Here is a 14,331-nt window from a genome sequence, read left to right as displayed (position 1 = left end):
CTAACTTGCCGATACAGACAACGCGGTGAACCGTATCATAAGTAGGGCGAAAAGTAGGGCGAAATTTTGCCGGGGTCCAATTATAGAGGTGGTTTAAAAATATAAAATTTGTGATGATCAAAATCTTGCTTACCCGTATCTATTTATGGATTTTTATCGTTAATAGATTGAAAATGAGGTTAAAGGAGAGTGCTTGATCAATATGGAAAAAATCGTCTCGTTTGTATCTAGTATTTTTATTCCGGTGACCGATATCGCTCGTTCGGAGGAGTGGTACGTTCGAATGTTCGATCTGGAGAAGATTGAGCAGACCGATTATCGAGTCGCACTCGCCTTCCCTAACGCTCAGACATTGGTTTTATTATGGAAAGTGGACAAAACGCAGCCTGTCCAATTCTACACCGGCAAACACCAGATGCCTTATTTCAATTTCACCTCGTATGATATTAATCATTCGTATAGAGAGCTTAAGGCGAAAGGGGCGAAATTAAGCGAAATCTATGAAGAGGATGAACACACGTTTTTCCAAGCATTCGATCTGGACGGAAATCCCGTTGATATTGTAGAAGAGACAGGACAAACGCCATATTTTGATCACAAGAATCATTTTAGGAAGCGGCAATAGTGCCGCAAGGGGGTTGTCCGGACGCGGGATATGAGACGTTTGCGGAGATGACACTTCCGCTGCAAAGTGATCTAAGACGCTATTGTCTGGCTAAGGCGGGCTCGGCGTGGGATGCGGACGATTTACTGCAGGAGTCTCTGATTAAAGCCTATCGTTGGCATACCCGATTTCCGAGCAGGGAAATTTCGAAGCCTTTCTTGTTTCGAATTGCCGCCAACGCGTGGGTGGATATTTGCCGCAGCCGCAAATTTAAGCCTCTGGTCGGACAAATCGAGGAGCAAAGCAGTTCCTATGACGAATGGAGCAAATGGGATGTACGGGAGGCGCTTGAGCTGTTGTCCGAGCGGCTCAAACCTAAGCAGGTCGTGCTTATTTTGCTGATCGATGTATTTCACTTTACCGCGAGGGAAACGGGAGTGCTGTTCAAACAATCCGAGGGTTCGGTCAAGGCGGCTCTGAAGCGGGCGAGGACGAGGCTGAAGACGGCCGTGGAACGCCATCCCGAATATTGGGATGATTCCGTGCTCACTGCTCCGCGTGGCGGACTTAGCATCGAGGTGTTCGAAGCGTTAGTAGACGGGTTTCGCCGTGCAGACCCTTTTGCCATATTCCGATCGTACCAGACGATGATTGATGAAGGAGCTCTGGTGGATCGGATCGAATGGCGCGGAAACACGCTTTATTTTACGATCATAGATCCAGACGGCAATGTATTGGTGTTAACCGGGAAGTTGCCATTTCAGGAAGGATGGTATCATTCTGAGATCGAGGAGTGATTGCAATTGTTAAAACTGTTGCAGCAACAATATGATTGGATCAGATCCGCTAGACAAGATATGCTTGCGTTTTTAGAGGAGCTTCCTCTACAAATCCTGCATCAACCGGTTCCCGAATTTGGGTATGGAACGATCATTCGAACCCATCTTCATGTCGTCGATTGTTATAGGTATTGGCTGGAATCTTTCGCGTTCAGGAAATTAAATGATCATTGGGATGTGTACGTACATGAGACTGCCGACGTGAAGTTCGTTCGTAAGAGATTTGCGGAAGTGGATGAATTGGTGCAAGTCTTCTTACGTGAATTTGACGATCATTGGTATGAATCGATCGAGCAAGACGAGAGCTGGCAGGGTTACCCGAAGGAACCCACTCCATTGTTGCTGTTAACTCATGCGGAGACGCACGAATTTCATCACAGAGGTCAAATTGTAACGATGGCAAGACACTTGGGTTACCCGCCTCCTGCTGACGATCGTTTAGGCGGACTCTTTACCTAAATCCCAAAGACTGAATAAAGGCGAATCGATGATAACGCGAGGATCCATGAGGCCTTGAGGTTTTAGCAAAGTTAGCGAAGAAAATTCCAAAGCAAGAGTAAAACCTACTATTAATTGTACTCCCCACCAAACAGTGTTAATCTGAAATTCGGCAACCTTAAGTTCACACGCTGCCGCACACCCCACAATACCCGCCGTTATGGCGATTCAGAAAGGTAACACCATGATTAAAATAGATAATCTATCCTTCTCTTTCCCGCAAAAAAAACTCTATCAAAACATTTCCTTCACGCTCGAAGAAGGCCAACACTGTGCCTTTATCGGCACGAGCGGCAGCGGGAAAAGTACACTGATTGAGATGCTGATGGACCCGGAAAGACATTTGTTCGAGGGCAAGCTGGAGATCGACCCGGATTGTAGAATCGGGTACGTTAGCCAATTCTCGCAGGTGGACAAAACGAAAGAAATGACCGTTTTTGAATATATCGGGGAAGAGTTTATCAAGATCCAGGACGAACTCACCGCGATTTATGCTGAAATGGCAACCACGTCGGATATGGATTCGCTGATGGAAAAGTATCAATCGGCATTGGACGCACTCGATGCATTAGGCGGGGATGATTTCGAAAGCTCGATTAATAAGCAGCTGAATCTCGCCAATCTGATGAAGCTGAAAGACGCCAGAGTAACTTCCTTGAGCGGCGGGGAATTCAAGCTGATTCAAGTCATGAAGGAAATGCTCGGCAACCCGGATTTGATGATTATGGACGAACCGGATGTGTTTTTGGATTTTGAAAACCTCAATGCGCTCAAAAAATTGATCAATTCCCACAAAGGCATGCTGCTGGTCGTTACGCACAACCGCTATCTGTTGAATCATTGCTTCAATAAAATCATCCACCTCGAAAACATGGAGATCCAGGAGTTTGACGGGCGGTATATTGATTATAACTTCTCGCTGCTTCAGACCAAGATTGAGCTGCAAGAAATCGCGATCGCCGAAGCCGAAGAAATCGAGCGATACGATCACATCATCGACAATCTTAGAGAGATCGCAACGAATGTTGCAGACGCGTCCAGAGGAAGGGCGTTAAAAGCCAGAGTTAAGTTTCAGGAAAGATTGGAAGCACGCCGAATCAAAGCGCCGTTTGTCGAGATCAAGCAGCCGAATATTCGGTTTGATCTCGATCGTGAAGTGGAAGACGCCACTGTTGTAAAGGTTGCCAATTACAGCGTGACCTTCGACGAGCTGCTTCTGCACAACGTTAATTTCGAGATCCAATCTACAGATAAAGTCGCGATCATCGGCCCGAACGGCACAGGGAAAACGACTTTGCTCCGCGAAATCTTCAAAAACAACCATGACTCCATCGAAATCAATGCAGGTGTGAAAGTGGCTTATTTATCGCAGCTTCAAGACGAAACGCTAAAAGACTCGAATACGATCCTTAATGAATTCATCGACGCTGGGTTCAAAACGTATGACGAGATTAGAGCGTATCTTGCGAACTACGGCTTTGAAGGCGAAATCCTGGATCAGAAGATCCAATCCTTATCCGGTGGAGAAAAAAACCTGCTTCAACTGGCTAAAGTCGCTGGTAGTCAAGCCGACCTGCTGCTGTTTGATGAACCGACCAGCCATTTGGACCTCTATACGCAGATTGCGCTGGAGAAAGCCATCGAAGACTACAAAGGCGCGATTTTGATGATTTCCCACGATTTCTATTCAGTCGTAAACGGCATGGATTATGTGCTGATCATTGACGACAAGACGATTAGAAAAATGAGTATGCGGAAATTCAGACAGATGATCTACGCCAGTCATTTTGATAAAGACTATTTGGAAAAGGAACAAAAGAAAAAGGCCATTGAAATGCAGATCGAACTAGCTTTGAAAAATACGGATTTTGAAACGGCAAAAGGCTTGGTCGACGAGTTGGAAGACATCATTAAGCAGCTTTAGACGGCAACGCTCATGGTGACGGTAGAAAAAGGCCAAAGAAGACACTGATGAATAATCTCTCAGTGTCTTTTTACTGCATACTTATTGAATTCACTATGGACTGGTAAAATTAAGTAATGAATAGTCCATATACTGTAAAAATTCGCCGTTAGAGTGTTGCGGTGAACCGTAGCATAAGTAGGGCGAAATTATTACTGCAAGCATTCCGAGCGCAGCGAAGTGGCTTATCACGCGATATGATTACATGTATCCCAATGATTAGAGAAAGGAGATCATGCGATGTCCAAAAATGGAAATATGCTATCCATCCTCTGGATGCTGAATACAGGCGCCCAAATCACAGCAAAGCAGATGTCAGAAAAGTTAGAAATAAACATAAGAACAGTTTACCGCTATATCGATGCGCTTTGTGCCAGCGGGGTGCCGATTATCTCCGAATCAGGCCATCATGGCGGTTATCGGTTGCTGCAAGATTTCATCCGAGCACCCCTGCTGTTCAGCATGGAAGAGCAAAAGGCGCTTCTTCACGCTGCTGTTTTTGCGCAAGGGGCAGGTTATCCTTTTGATGAAGCATTGAACCATTCAGTTTTAAAATTGAAATCGTATTCGAATCAAGAACAGCTCAGCGAGCTTAATCGGCATTTGACCGGATTCGAAGTGATAAGCGGTAGTAATGAGCTCGTAGCTAAACAAATATTATCAGAAATAGAGCAAGCGGCTGCCGATGAATACTCGGTTGAGATCGAATATCGCTCAGGCAGGGAAGAACAACCGAAGAGTAGGACCGTTGATCCGTATGGAGTGGTTTATTGGAACAATAAGTGGTATACGGTTGCCTTCTGTCAGCTCCGGAATGAGATTCGTAGCTTCAGGGCGGACCGAATCATCAGTGTGAAACGAACGGAGTTTGGATTTAAACGTCCGGCGGCTTTCTCGGTACGTTCTTTTTTCCTGGAAAGGCTGCTACCTGATTTAGGAGAAGGTGAAGGACCCACTTGCGTGATTATTGAGGGCAGGGAGGCATCTTTGGATGATCTATGCCACAATTGGTTTATGCAACACTATCTTATCGAAAGAACGACCAACCAAGCGCGTTTTTTACTGGACGAAGAGATCATTCATAAATACGTTCCGTATTTTTTGCTTCCCTATGGGAAGACGATAAAGGTGCTTGAACCGACTAGTTTTAAAAATACAGTACAGACCATTCTGCAAGATCTTATTGTTTTTTATGAAGAATGATCTTCACTACCGGGAATTGTCAGTGAAGTTATCCTAGAATGAAGAAAGAGTTCTTCATTAAGGGAGGGAATAAACAAATGGCAGGCGATGAGGCCCCTAGTAAGCTGTTCCGGCATCGACAAGTAGAGAGAGAAGGCGTAGCGATTCATGTGGTTACTGGAGGAACGGAGCAAAAACCTGCGATTTTGTTTTTGCACGGTTGGCCGCAGAATTGGACGGAATTCGAGGCAATCATGATTCCGCTAAGCGAGAACTATCATGTTGTTGCGATAGACCTGCCTGGAATCGGAGATTCAACTACGCCTTTGATATCAAACGATAAGCGCAATATAGCCAAGTATGTGCGGGGTGTCGTTAAGGAACTAAACTTAATTGAACCTACTTTGGTTGGTCATGATGTAGGCGGGCAAATTGTATATGCATATCTCCATGCTTTTCCGGGCGAGCTTGCTCGTGCTGTTATTATGAATGTCGCCATACCCGGTATAGATCCTTGGAGTGAAGTGAAGAGAAACCCGTATATTTGGCACTTCGCATTTCATGCTATTCCGGACTTGCCGGAAAAACTAATAAGCGGGAACCTCTCCGATTACTTTGCTTACTTCTACGATGCGATTGCCGCTAAACCAGGTTCTATCAGTGAATACGCAAGAGCGAAGTACGTTGAAGCCTATACCAGGCCGGAAGCCCTTAAAACCGGATTGGAGTGGTATCGATCCTTTCCGCAAGATGAGAAGGACAATATGAATTTTAAAGATTCTATATCTACACCCGTTCTCTATTTAAGGGGCGACCGGGAACACGCTATTCTAGAGAACTATCTTAGAGGACTTCGCGAATCGGGGCTTCATAAGGTAACAGGAAGGATTATTTCGAATTGCGGGCATTGGGCACCTGAAGAACAGCCCGATGAGGTTGTGTCCGTATTACAGGAATTTATGGCCAGCGGCGACGGTTCCCTCAAAAATGGTGAAAACCGTTGAATTTCTGCTTTTAACTACTACGAAGGGCGCTCCTCTGGGTGCCCTCGATTTCGCTCTATAGATGATATGGTGAACCGTATCACAAGTAGGGCAAACCATATTATTGCGACTTCACTATGAACTAGTGTGTAGGTTAGCCTACCGTGATGTTTGAGCAGAATATCGGGTCACCAATACAGGGATTATGGTCATGGGCGTACAACCTTCGTCATGGACATATGCATATAGCACTGCTATAATGGACGTATGAACACATATGACAAAATATTGGCAGCTGCTCTTAAGGTACTCGAAGAGGAGGGCGGAGCCCAATTCTCGACGCGAGCCGTAACTACGATCGCGCAGGTTACGGCTCCTACACTCTACCATCATTTCGGCAATGCCGATGGACTCCTGAGTGCAGCTATAGTGGAAGCGTTCAAACAGTTATTTGAAAGCAAGATTGCCGCGGTGGAGTCCACCATTCCAGAGATGGCTCTTCGCCAAGGATGGGATGACTATGTCCGCTTCGCGGCAGCCCGTCCTCGGATTTATGCGGCGATGATGGGACGGTTGCTCGAGGGCGCCCATATCGAGGCGGCAGAGCATTCGCACCAAGTACTAGTGCAAAATATTCAGAGAGTCGATGCCGAGGGCAAACTGGCTGTGTCAGCCCAGGCTGCGGCAGATTTGGTCTGGGCTTCCGCGAATACGGCCTCTTGGCTGTATGTGACGGCCCAGATTCGCAAGACACCCCCACCTCAACCGGACGTCGTTGATCTTATTCGGGAAAGCGTAATGCAGATCATTTTGATTCAAAGGCCGAACGCCGATTCGAAATGAGATTGGGTGACAGCGCCTGGAGCCCCCAGGCAGAGCATTAATTATTAGAAGACGCATAAAAAGATCGCCTATCCAACCTGGACCTCCAGTAGGATGGCGATCTTTTTTAGGTTTGGAAGATGCGAGCATAAGTTCTCTTAGATTTGTGCCATGGTACTTCGTGAGCGCCGAGTGCATCACGCGACGCCGCCAAAACGATGTTCGGACCGCAGGACAACACTTCAAAAATAGATATAGCACTGCTATAGACAGCTTTGTATAGCGATGCTATAATGCTGGTATAACAGTGCTATACCGTGATCCATATCTTATCAAACCTTGGAGGGTTACTATGTCATTCAAAACGCAAGAACTGGTCGTCGTCACAGGTACGTCCAGCGGCATCGGTAGGGCTACCGCTGAGCAGCTCGCCGTTGAGGGATTTCACGTTTTGGCGGGGGTTCGTCGTCAGGAAGACGCCGACAAAATCAAACGCCAAAATATCGAGCCGGTGATCGTCGATGTTACCAAGGTCGACACACTAAAGGCGCTGGCCGAAAGGGTGGAGCAAGATCCGCTTGGTCGCCCTTTGCGGGCAGTGGTCAACAATGCCGGCATCGCCGTTAATGCACCTCTTGAGATGGTTCCGCTCGATGAATTTCGCCGTCAGTTCGAAGTCAGCGTGATCGGGCAGGTCGCGGTTATTCAGGCGCTTACCCCGGCCTTGCTGAACAGCGGCGGACGCGTGGTTAATATCGGTTCGCTTGGGGGCAAGGTCTCCATGGCTGGTTTCGGAATTTATTCGGCTGCAAAGTATGCGATGGAAGCGATCAATGACAGTCTCCGCAGGGAGATGTCCTCGTTTGGCCTCAAGGTAATCATGATCACACCGGGTGGTGTCAGCACGGGCCTAACGGAGCAAGGGATTGCGACAGCGGAGCGGCTGGCCAAGTTGATGACGCCGGACCAGCATAGGCGTCATGATCGTCTTTTTGACGCCGTGAAGGCTCAGGCTGAAATGTGGGCAAAGGACGGGATCCGTCCTGAGAAAGTGGCAGCAGTGATTTCACGCGCAATCCACGAAAAGAAGCCACGCACCCGCTATACAGCTGGTCGCGATTCGGCACTGCTGACCCGACTGGTTCGTATTCTCCCAGACAAACTTCTCGATCGGATGCTACGCAGCCAGATGAAACTGTAGTAACGGGAGGACAAATGGTGTCACAAAAACAGTCTGAACATGCCATTATTGTAGGTGGATCTTTAGGTGGTCTTATGATGGGGCTTGCGTTGTCTCGTTCTGGTTATACAGTTACCATTCTTGAACGTGCAGATTCATCATTAAGAAATGGGGCTTTTATTCGTTTACAAACAAAGCCTTATAGTAAGAGTAAAATTGAACGAGAATTAAGATACTTGGCATCCAAGGGTAATAACAATGTTGAAGCCTGGTCAGCCATTCAAGAACGTTTGCGCAATGCGGTTGCTAAAGAACCTGGCATTACCCTTCAGCACCGTACACGAATTGTTAGGGTTGGGCAAAATGAATCATCAGCTTGGGCTACCAGTGAAGAGGGGCAGACGTTTAAAGGTGACTTTTTGATTGGCGCAGATGGATATCGCAGTATTGTCCGCCGCTATTTAAATCCTGACAAACCATTTGCAGATTATGCCGGCTATCTAGTTTGGGTAGGGAAGGTGGACGAAGAACTGCTGCCAAAGAAAGACTGGAAAAAACGGCAACTTTCGAGTGCTTATTTCAACCATAGTGCCGCCGGTACATTGACAACTGCGGTGATGCCAGGTAAAAAAGGGGGAACCGATCCTGGCCAGCGATGGATAGGTTATTGCTGGTTTGATCATTCGCATAATCAATTGCTGACTGAGTTAGGCGTGTTAAAGGACGGGATTGCCCAGCATTCCTTATACGGTGAAGCTATTCCCGATTCGCTGCTGGAAGAACTATTACAAACCAGCCGGGCCAATTGGAGTAAAGAAGATGATGCCATTATGCAAATCGCGATTAAGGACCGCAGTTTAATCGGGGCGCCTGTGAATGAATACATCCCTAATATATTGTCAAAAGGAAGAATAGCCATGATCGGCGATGCAGCTCATACCATGTCACCAATGACAGGCGCAGGCTTTAATGACTCGCTTGATGATACGGTTGCCATTATGGACTCCATTAAACAGTATCCGAATTCGATATCAAGAGCTTTGGGTGAATACCAAACACGCCGTTTAGATGTGGTTCGTCAAGATGTTCTTGCGGGCCAAGGCTTTAATCGTTCTTTTGGACGTGCTTAAAAATAGCGTGCAACTTAGGAGGAATTAGCATGAACGATACAAAGAACCCTTACGTTACTGTACTCTGGGAGGCGAGAGCTAAGGCAGGGAGAGAAGCCGAGATGAAGGCTTTCATGACTGCGGCTGTCACCCCGTCGCGCAACGACTTGGGCAACATTGACTACGAGGCTCACGAGGTAGAAGGCCAGCCTGGCACATTCATCATCTACGAGCGCTGGGAAAACCGGGATGCCCTCGATCGGCACCTGAGCGCCCCCCGGATGCAGGAACTGGTGCCCCAGCTCTTAGAACTGATGGAGGGATCCATTGAGGAAGGGATTCGACTCCTGCAGCCGTTTCGCCCAGCGCAGTAGAATGCAACACCGAGCGGAACTTATAAAGTCCTGTGGAGGAGGAGGTAAAACGTTGGCAACGATCGATGATTTTGCAGCACTAGATATTCGTGTCGGAACGATTAAGGAAGCGGAGTTTTTTGAAGAAGCAAAGGTCCCTGCGATAAAGCTTAAGATTGATTTTGGACCGGAGATCGGGATGAAATCCTCAAGTGCACAAATAACTAAGCGTTACAAGGTTGATGAAATTGTAGGAAAGCAAATTATAGGAAACGTCAATAGAAAGCTGGTTGGTTAACTTCCTTGCGCTGCATTCGAGACCGTCTCCCAGGCTTCCCAGATAGCTAGACGTTCAGCATAGATGTCGCGCGCCACAGGCAAGACTTCCGAACCGAGCGCAAATCGTAGTGGGGGTTCCGCTGCGTCCACGATCTTGAGAACGGCTTCTGCCGTCGCTTGAGGGTTGCCGCGTTTTTCGCTGGATAGACGCGAGAACACCTGCCTCCGTACATCGGCATAGACGTCCATTTCCGGTACTCGCTTACCTGAAGCGCCAAACTCGGTCGCATAGGCACCGGGTTCGAGCAGCGTTACCTTAATCCCAAAGTCCTTGACCTCTTGCGCCAGGCTTTCGTGGAGTCCTTCGATCGCCCATTTGGAGGAGCAATAGAAGCCGATGAGCGGCCTTGCTTCGATCCCAAGGGAGCTTGAAACACTGAGCAAATGCCCGCTACCCTGCTTTCTCAGCAATGGCAAGGCGGCTTGGATGACTCGAAGATAACCAAAGTAGTTCGCATCAAACAGAGCGTGGACCTCGGCTTCGCTTGCCTCCTCGACCATTCCGACCAAGGTGTAACCGGCATTATTGAGGACAACGTCCAGCTTGCCGAAATGGGAATGAGCCTGCTGAACGACCTGGCGAACCTGCTCAGCATCCGTTACGTCGAGTGCCATGGGAAGAACGAGGTCTCCGAAACGTTCCTTCAAATCGGCAACGTCCTCCAATTTGCGGGCGGTAGCTGCAACTTTATCGCCACGCGTGAGTGCGGCTTCTGCCCATATGCGTCCTAAACCGCGAGAGGCCCCGGTGATGAACCAAACTTTTTTATCCATGGTATACTCCTCCTTTAAATTCCCTGTTCGGTGTGGGATACTTAAATTAAAGCACCGCAATACGAGACTGTCAAGTTCCGGAACTAAATAGTATCGAAAAAGAGGGTTGAATTCAATGAAAAGTGAAGAGTCCGTCGGGACCCAATTAGCTGACAAAGCAGCGGAAAAGCCAGAGAAAACATTAGGCCGAAAACGAGATCACACGCGGGATGCTAAAATCCTGGAAGCGACCATCGACATCCTCGCTGAAGCCGGTTTTGATGGAATGACAATGGACATGGTCGCAGCTAGAGCAAAGGCCGGAAAGGCGACGGTGTATCGCCGCTGGTCCTCCAAAACCGAGTTAGTCCGAGATGCCTTAACCTGGATGAATCGAAATCATCTTGAGCTTGACGTCTTGCCCGATACGGGAACCTTGCGCAATGATCTGCTTGCGTTATTGAAGCCGCAATCGATCGAGGAAGGTGAACGCAAACTTCGAGTGCTCGCAGGCCTGGGCTCCTTTTTTTCGCAGAATTCCGAATCCATTAAAGGAGAGATCTTTGAACCGTGGGCAGTAGTGAATCGTGAGCTCATGCAGCGGGCCATCGGCCGCGGTGAAATCTCCGCCCGCGCGGATATAGAGATGGCTTGCCAGGTTATAACTTCAATGGCTTCTTATCGCGGACTCGTACAGCACAAAACATTCGACAAGCATTTCTACACTTCGCTCATCGACGGCGTCGTACTCCCGGCCCTCAAAAATCCGTTAACATCTCCAAATGAAACGGAATAGGGAAAGCGAGAATCGTAAGAAGTTGGGTATAATGATATGATGGTTTAAGCTCGGAGTACGGGCACAGCAAACAATCTAATACAGGCAAAGGAAGTAGACTATAATGATCAATATCACCATTCCCACCCCTGATGTCACCATAACCAAAAAGGTTAATCCTCAGGAAAGTAACATTTACGGCTTCACCGAATTTCACCTGATCACTAGAGAGTTAGGTGGGATTTTCATGTTTTACAACGATAAAGATGAATTGTTGTACGTCGGAAAAGCCAGAAAGCTAAGACCGAGAATAAAAAAACATTTTGAGGATGCCGTATCCCCGATCAGAATGCATAGAGACGAAGTAACGAAAATCGAAGTTTGTATCGTGGAAGATCCTGTCCACAGAGAAATTTATGAAACGTACATCATTAATGAAGGCAAGGCCAAATATAACGAAGACAAAGTATTTTTCAAGCAGGCCTAAAATGACAAGTAATCCTAAACGTTACCGTTTCAGTGAAGCGCCAATCTGGAAAGTCCAGCGAGAGTATTATGAAGAGAAGGGAACGAGGGCCTGGAATAATGACCAAGTCCCCCAATATATAACGAGTAATCCCATGATTGCTGCTGCCTATGCAGAAATGATCTTTGGGTTTCTTCAAGATCGAGTGAATAGGGGAGATGGCTCTGAGCCCGTGCATATAGTGGAGCTTGGAGCAGGAGCGGGACGTCTTGCTTTCCATTTGCTAAACGAATTGTGTCAGTTAGTAGACTACGTCGGGATCTCGCTGCCTCCGTTCCGCTATATCATGACGGATTTGGCCATGGACAATGTTATGGCTTGGAAGGCGCATCCCGCGCTTCAAACGTTTATTGCCGAAGGATTACTGGACTTTGCGCAATTTGATGCTGTGCATGATTCAGAGCTGAACCTCATTGTAACAGGCACAACCATTCGTGAAGGAGATTTAAAACAACCCCTAATCCTTATTGCCAACTACTTCTTCGATAGCATACCGCAGGAATTGATTTACATTGGAGAGGGGAAGGTTTATGAAACGGATGTTTACGTTGAGCAACCCGAACATCATGATTCGCTTCAACCCGCAGAATGGTTAGATCAAATCCATTTAAGCTATGAGCATCGACGAGCGCCTGAGTACGAACAGGAAACCTATCCTTACCGCAATGTGATTTCCATTTATCAGGAACAACTTGAAGACTCGCATATTTTATTTCCTGCTGCCGGTATCGCTTGTTTGGAGCGTTTGAATCGGTTATCCCCGTCGGGTTTTCTTTTGATCACAGCAGACAAAGGAGATCACTTGCTGGATAGCTGGGCTTTTGCAGAACCGCCCGAGTTGATTTTACATGGAAGCTTTTCATTAACGGCAAACTACCATGCGATGAAGTATGTCTATGAACAAAAAGGAGCTGAGGCGTTATTCCCTCCGCATCATTATAAAAATATTAATGTGGGCTGTATTCTCTATCTTGATAAACCATTGGATTATCATCATTTGCGATTAGCCTACCGTCGTTGTATCGAACGCTTTGGTCCTGATGATTTTTTTAATATGAAAGGGTGGGTGGATCGCAATCTAGATAGCATGGAGTTGCAGCAAATCTTAAGTTTCTGGCGTTTGGGCGGTTATGATGCGGAATTTTTCATTCAGAGCACGAAGCGGATTTCCAGCCTGTTGCCAGAATCCAATGAAGACGAAAAGCAGGATTTGCTTAGTGGCATTCAACGGATGTGGTCCTCGTACTACGTCATGGAGCAGCGATATGATCTGGCGCTCGATGCGGGATTGATCCTATTTGAGATGGACATGTACGAACCCTCCAAATATTATTTGGAGATTTCGGTACACGAAGAGCAAGACGAGGTCGTATCCACTGTATTTTATTGCCTAGCCATTTGCTGTTTCGAGTTAGACTTCATTGAAGACGCAAAGAGGTACTTGCAAAAGTTGTTGGAACTTGAACCTGATAATGAAGAGGCATTAGCGATGATGAGTTATTGATGATGCGGTTACTGCCGAAGGGAAGGATCGATCCAGTGTAAGGCGTACCCCATAGACCGCTTAATTTACCGTCTTATTGACAAAATCAATCTCAGTTCGGATCCCTTTATGGGCATCATTCCACAGGCCCTTTGTCAGGCGAATGCGCAGCAGACAGGTGTTAGGGTCTTCGTCGTTATTGGCTTCGTAATACCACTCGGCAAATATTTTGCGCAGCTTGGTCATCATCTCGGCGTTTTTCTCGTCACACACCCAGCCCAGGTTTTCAGCGATCCCATTGGCTGTAAAGTTTTCGACGATGATACAAACGGCGACTTCGGGGTTTTGGGCGATCTGCTGCATCTTGTTTGAAGTTGCGTAGGTGACGGTGTAGAACGCGCCGTCCTCATAATAGGCGTCCACAATACGGGCGGCGGGGCGGCTTTTGCCATCGGCCCCCGGCTCCAGCGCGATGGTAGACAATGAGATCAGACCGTCCTTGTTGCCTAATTTATCTTCCAGCAGCTTCATGGCTTCGTCGTACTTGTTCAATTTAGTCCCCCCCAAATTGGAATAATGCTTATACTATTAAACATATCATTGCAAAGTCTTATTTCATGTGAAAAATATTACGATAACAAGCGAGTAGAAAGGAGCATCATCCTATGGAAGTAACCGCACAGGAAGTGGCAGAATGGATGGTCAAGGAAATCAGGTTTAGGGGAAACCTATATCAGACCGATGCGATTGAATATGTGAAGACCCATTTCGGCGAACAATTCGTTTTCGTGAATGAGAACGGAAATGCATCGCTGTCTAAAGAGGTAAAGAAGGCTTTTCGCAAACTTCACGGCGGCAGAATTGCTTGGGACCGCGACGGATTCTTTTGGGCTTGGACCTGAACTCAGGGGGGCTGGTATCC

16 protein-coding genes and 1 pseudogene are annotated in these 14,331 nt (G+C 47.2%); 15 read left to right on the top strand and 2 right to left on the bottom strand.

Annotation, left to right across the window (positions count from 1 at the left end; all coding sequences use genetic code 11):
- The first annotated feature begins 202 nt into the window (after positions 1-202).
- From MKZ15_RS23750 to MKZ15_RS23700, 11 genes and pseudogenes are all read left to right on the top strand, one after another.
- Positions 203-625, top strand: coding sequence for a VOC family protein (locus tag MKZ15_RS23750; protein WP_339818776.1), 423 nt, complete (start codon positions 203-205; stop codon positions 623-625).
- Positions 625-1,401, top strand: coding sequence for an RNA polymerase sigma factor (locus MKZ15_RS23745; RefSeq protein WP_339818773.1), 777 nt, complete (start codon positions 625-627; stop codon positions 1,399-1,401). The genes MKZ15_RS23750 and MKZ15_RS23745 overlap by 1 nt, the downstream gene beginning before the upstream one ends.
- 6 nt (positions 1,402-1,407) lie before the next feature.
- Positions 1,408-1,902, top strand: a complete 495-nt coding sequence (locus MKZ15_RS23740) for a DinB family protein (protein WP_339818771.1) — start codon at positions 1,408-1,410, stop codon at positions 1,900-1,902.
- Between the two features lie 223 nt (positions 1,903-2,125).
- Positions 2,126-3,865 carry an ABC-F family ATP-binding cassette domain-containing protein gene (locus MKZ15_RS23735; protein WP_339818769.1) on the top strand — a complete coding sequence of 580 codons (1,740 nt, stop codon included), beginning with the start codon at positions 2,126-2,128 and terminating at the stop codon, positions 3,863-3,865.
- Positions 3,866-4,144: 279 nt separating this feature from the next.
- Entirely contained in the window at positions 4,145-5,107 is a 963-nt protein-coding gene (locus tag MKZ15_RS23730) for a YafY family protein (RefSeq protein ID WP_339818767.1), read from the top strand.
- A 38-nt stretch (positions 5,108-5,145) separates the two neighbouring features.
- Positions 5,146-6,090 carry an alpha/beta hydrolase gene (locus tag MKZ15_RS23725; protein ID WP_339818764.1) on the top strand — a complete coding sequence of 315 codons (945 nt, stop codon included), beginning with the start codon at positions 5,146-5,148 and terminating at the stop codon, positions 6,088-6,090.
- A gap of 246 nt (positions 6,091-6,336) precedes the next feature.
- On the top strand, positions 6,337-6,912 hold the full coding sequence (locus MKZ15_RS23720) for a TetR/AcrR family transcriptional regulator (RefSeq protein ID WP_339818761.1): 576 nt from the start codon (positions 6,337-6,339) through the stop codon (positions 6,910-6,912).
- A 331-nt stretch (positions 6,913-7,243) separates the two neighbouring features.
- Positions 7,244-8,092, top strand: a complete 849-nt coding sequence (locus MKZ15_RS23715) for an SDR family NAD(P)-dependent oxidoreductase (RefSeq protein WP_339818758.1) — start codon at positions 7,244-7,246, stop codon at positions 8,090-8,092.
- 17 nt (positions 8,093-8,109) lie between these two features.
- Positions 8,110-9,201: an FAD-dependent monooxygenase gene (locus MKZ15_RS23710; RefSeq protein WP_339818756.1), complete on the top strand. Its 1,092-nt coding sequence runs from the start codon at positions 8,110-8,112 to the stop codon at positions 9,199-9,201.
- 29 nt (positions 9,202-9,230) lie between these two features.
- The gene (locus MKZ15_RS23705; RefSeq protein ID WP_025720756.1) at positions 9,231-9,554 is read left to right on the top strand and encodes a putative quinol monooxygenase; all 324 of its coding nucleotides are present in this window, start codon (positions 9,231-9,233) and stop codon (positions 9,552-9,554) included.
- 52 nt (positions 9,555-9,606) lie between these two features.
- Positions 9,607-9,828, top strand: a pseudogene (locus MKZ15_RS23700) (tRNA-binding protein); the annotation flags it as partial.
- Here MKZ15_RS23700 and MKZ15_RS23695 read toward each other — a convergent pair.
- Positions 9,828-10,646, bottom strand: a complete 819-nt coding sequence (locus MKZ15_RS23695; protein ID WP_339818752.1) for an SDR family NAD(P)-dependent oxidoreductase — start codon at positions 10,644-10,646, stop codon at positions 9,828-9,830. The pseudogene MKZ15_RS23700 and the gene MKZ15_RS23695 overlap by 1 nt on opposite strands.
- 115 nt (positions 10,647-10,761) lie before the next feature.
- On the opposite strand from MKZ15_RS23695, the gene MKZ15_RS23690 reads away from it, so the two are divergent.
- The 3 genes from MKZ15_RS23690 (at position 10,762) to MKZ15_RS23680 (ending at position 13,430) form a co-directional block, all read left to right on the top strand.
- A complete protein-coding gene (locus MKZ15_RS23690) occupies positions 10,762-11,421 on the top strand; it encodes a TetR/AcrR family transcriptional regulator (protein WP_339818749.1) in 660 nt (219 codons plus the stop codon).
- Positions 11,422-11,524: 103 nt separating this feature from the next.
- The gene (locus MKZ15_RS23685) at positions 11,525-11,887 is read left to right on the top strand and encodes a nucleotide excision repair endonuclease (RefSeq protein ID WP_339818746.1); all 363 of its coding nucleotides are present in this window, start codon (positions 11,525-11,527) and stop codon (positions 11,885-11,887) included.
- Position 11,888: 1 nt separating this feature from the next.
- The gene (locus tag MKZ15_RS23680) at positions 11,889-13,430 is read left to right on the top strand and encodes an SAM-dependent methyltransferase (RefSeq protein ID WP_339818743.1); all 1,542 of its coding nucleotides are present in this window, start codon (positions 11,889-11,891) and stop codon (positions 13,428-13,430) included.
- 60 nt (positions 13,431-13,490) lie between these two features.
- On the opposite strand, the gene MKZ15_RS23675 is transcribed toward MKZ15_RS23680, so the two are convergent.
- The gene (locus MKZ15_RS23675; RefSeq protein ID WP_339818740.1) at positions 13,491-13,961 is read right to left on the bottom strand and encodes a pyridoxamine 5'-phosphate oxidase family protein; all 471 of its coding nucleotides are present in this window, start codon (positions 13,959-13,961) and stop codon (positions 13,491-13,493) included.
- A 113-nt stretch (positions 13,962-14,074) separates the two neighbouring features.
- Here MKZ15_RS23675 and MKZ15_RS23670 point away from each other — a divergent pair, with 113 nt between their 5' ends.
- Positions 14,075-14,311, top strand: a complete 237-nt coding sequence (locus tag MKZ15_RS23670; RefSeq protein ID WP_213622483.1) for a hypothetical protein — start codon at positions 14,075-14,077, stop codon at positions 14,309-14,311.
- The last annotated feature ends 20 nt before the right edge of the window (positions 14,312-14,331 follow it).

This window comes from Paenibacillus sp. FSL R7-0216 (genome assembly GCF_037969915.1).
Classification (GTDB): domain Bacteria; phylum Bacillota; class Bacilli; order Paenibacillales; family Paenibacillaceae; genus Fontibacillus; species Fontibacillus rhizolycopersici.
This window is presented reverse-complemented; position numbering and strand designations above follow the sequence as displayed.

Coding starts and splice junctions, on each gene's coding strand:
- MKZ15_RS23695 (WP_339818752.1), bottom strand. CDS start 10,646: ATGGATAAAAAAGTTTGGTTCATCACCGGGGCCTCTCGCGGTTTAGGA.
- MKZ15_RS23750 (WP_339818776.1), top strand. CDS start 203: ATGGAAAAAATCGTCTCGTTTGTATCTAGTATTTTTATTCCGGTGACC.
- MKZ15_RS23720 (WP_339818761.1), top strand. CDS start 6,337: ATGAACACATATGACAAAATATTGGCAGCTGCTCTTAAGGTACTCGAA.
- MKZ15_RS23680 (WP_339818743.1), top strand. CDS start 11,889: ATGACAAGTAATCCTAAACGTTACCGTTTCAGTGAAGCGCCAATCTGG.
- MKZ15_RS23725 (WP_339818764.1), top strand. CDS start 5,146: ATGAAGAAAGAGTTCTTCATTAAGGGAGGGAATAAACAAATGGCAGGC.
- MKZ15_RS23715 (WP_339818758.1), top strand. CDS start 7,244: ATGTCATTCAAAACGCAAGAACTGGTCGTCGTCACAGGTACGTCCAGC.
- MKZ15_RS23690 (WP_339818749.1), top strand. CDS start 10,762: ATGAAAAGTGAAGAGTCCGTCGGGACCCAATTAGCTGACAAAGCAGCG.
- MKZ15_RS23705 (WP_025720756.1), top strand. CDS start 9,231: ATGAACGATACAAAGAACCCTTACGTTACTGTACTCTGGGAGGCGAGA.
- MKZ15_RS23670 (WP_213622483.1), top strand. CDS start 14,075: ATGGAAGTAACCGCACAGGAAGTGGCAGAATGGATGGTCAAGGAAATC.
- MKZ15_RS23735 (WP_339818769.1), top strand. CDS start 2,126: ATGATTAAAATAGATAATCTATCCTTCTCTTTCCCGCAAAAAAAACTC.
- MKZ15_RS23685 (WP_339818746.1), top strand. CDS start 11,525: ATGATCAATATCACCATTCCCACCCCTGATGTCACCATAACCAAAAAG.
- MKZ15_RS23730 (WP_339818767.1), top strand. CDS start 4,145: ATGTCCAAAAATGGAAATATGCTATCCATCCTCTGGATGCTGAATACA.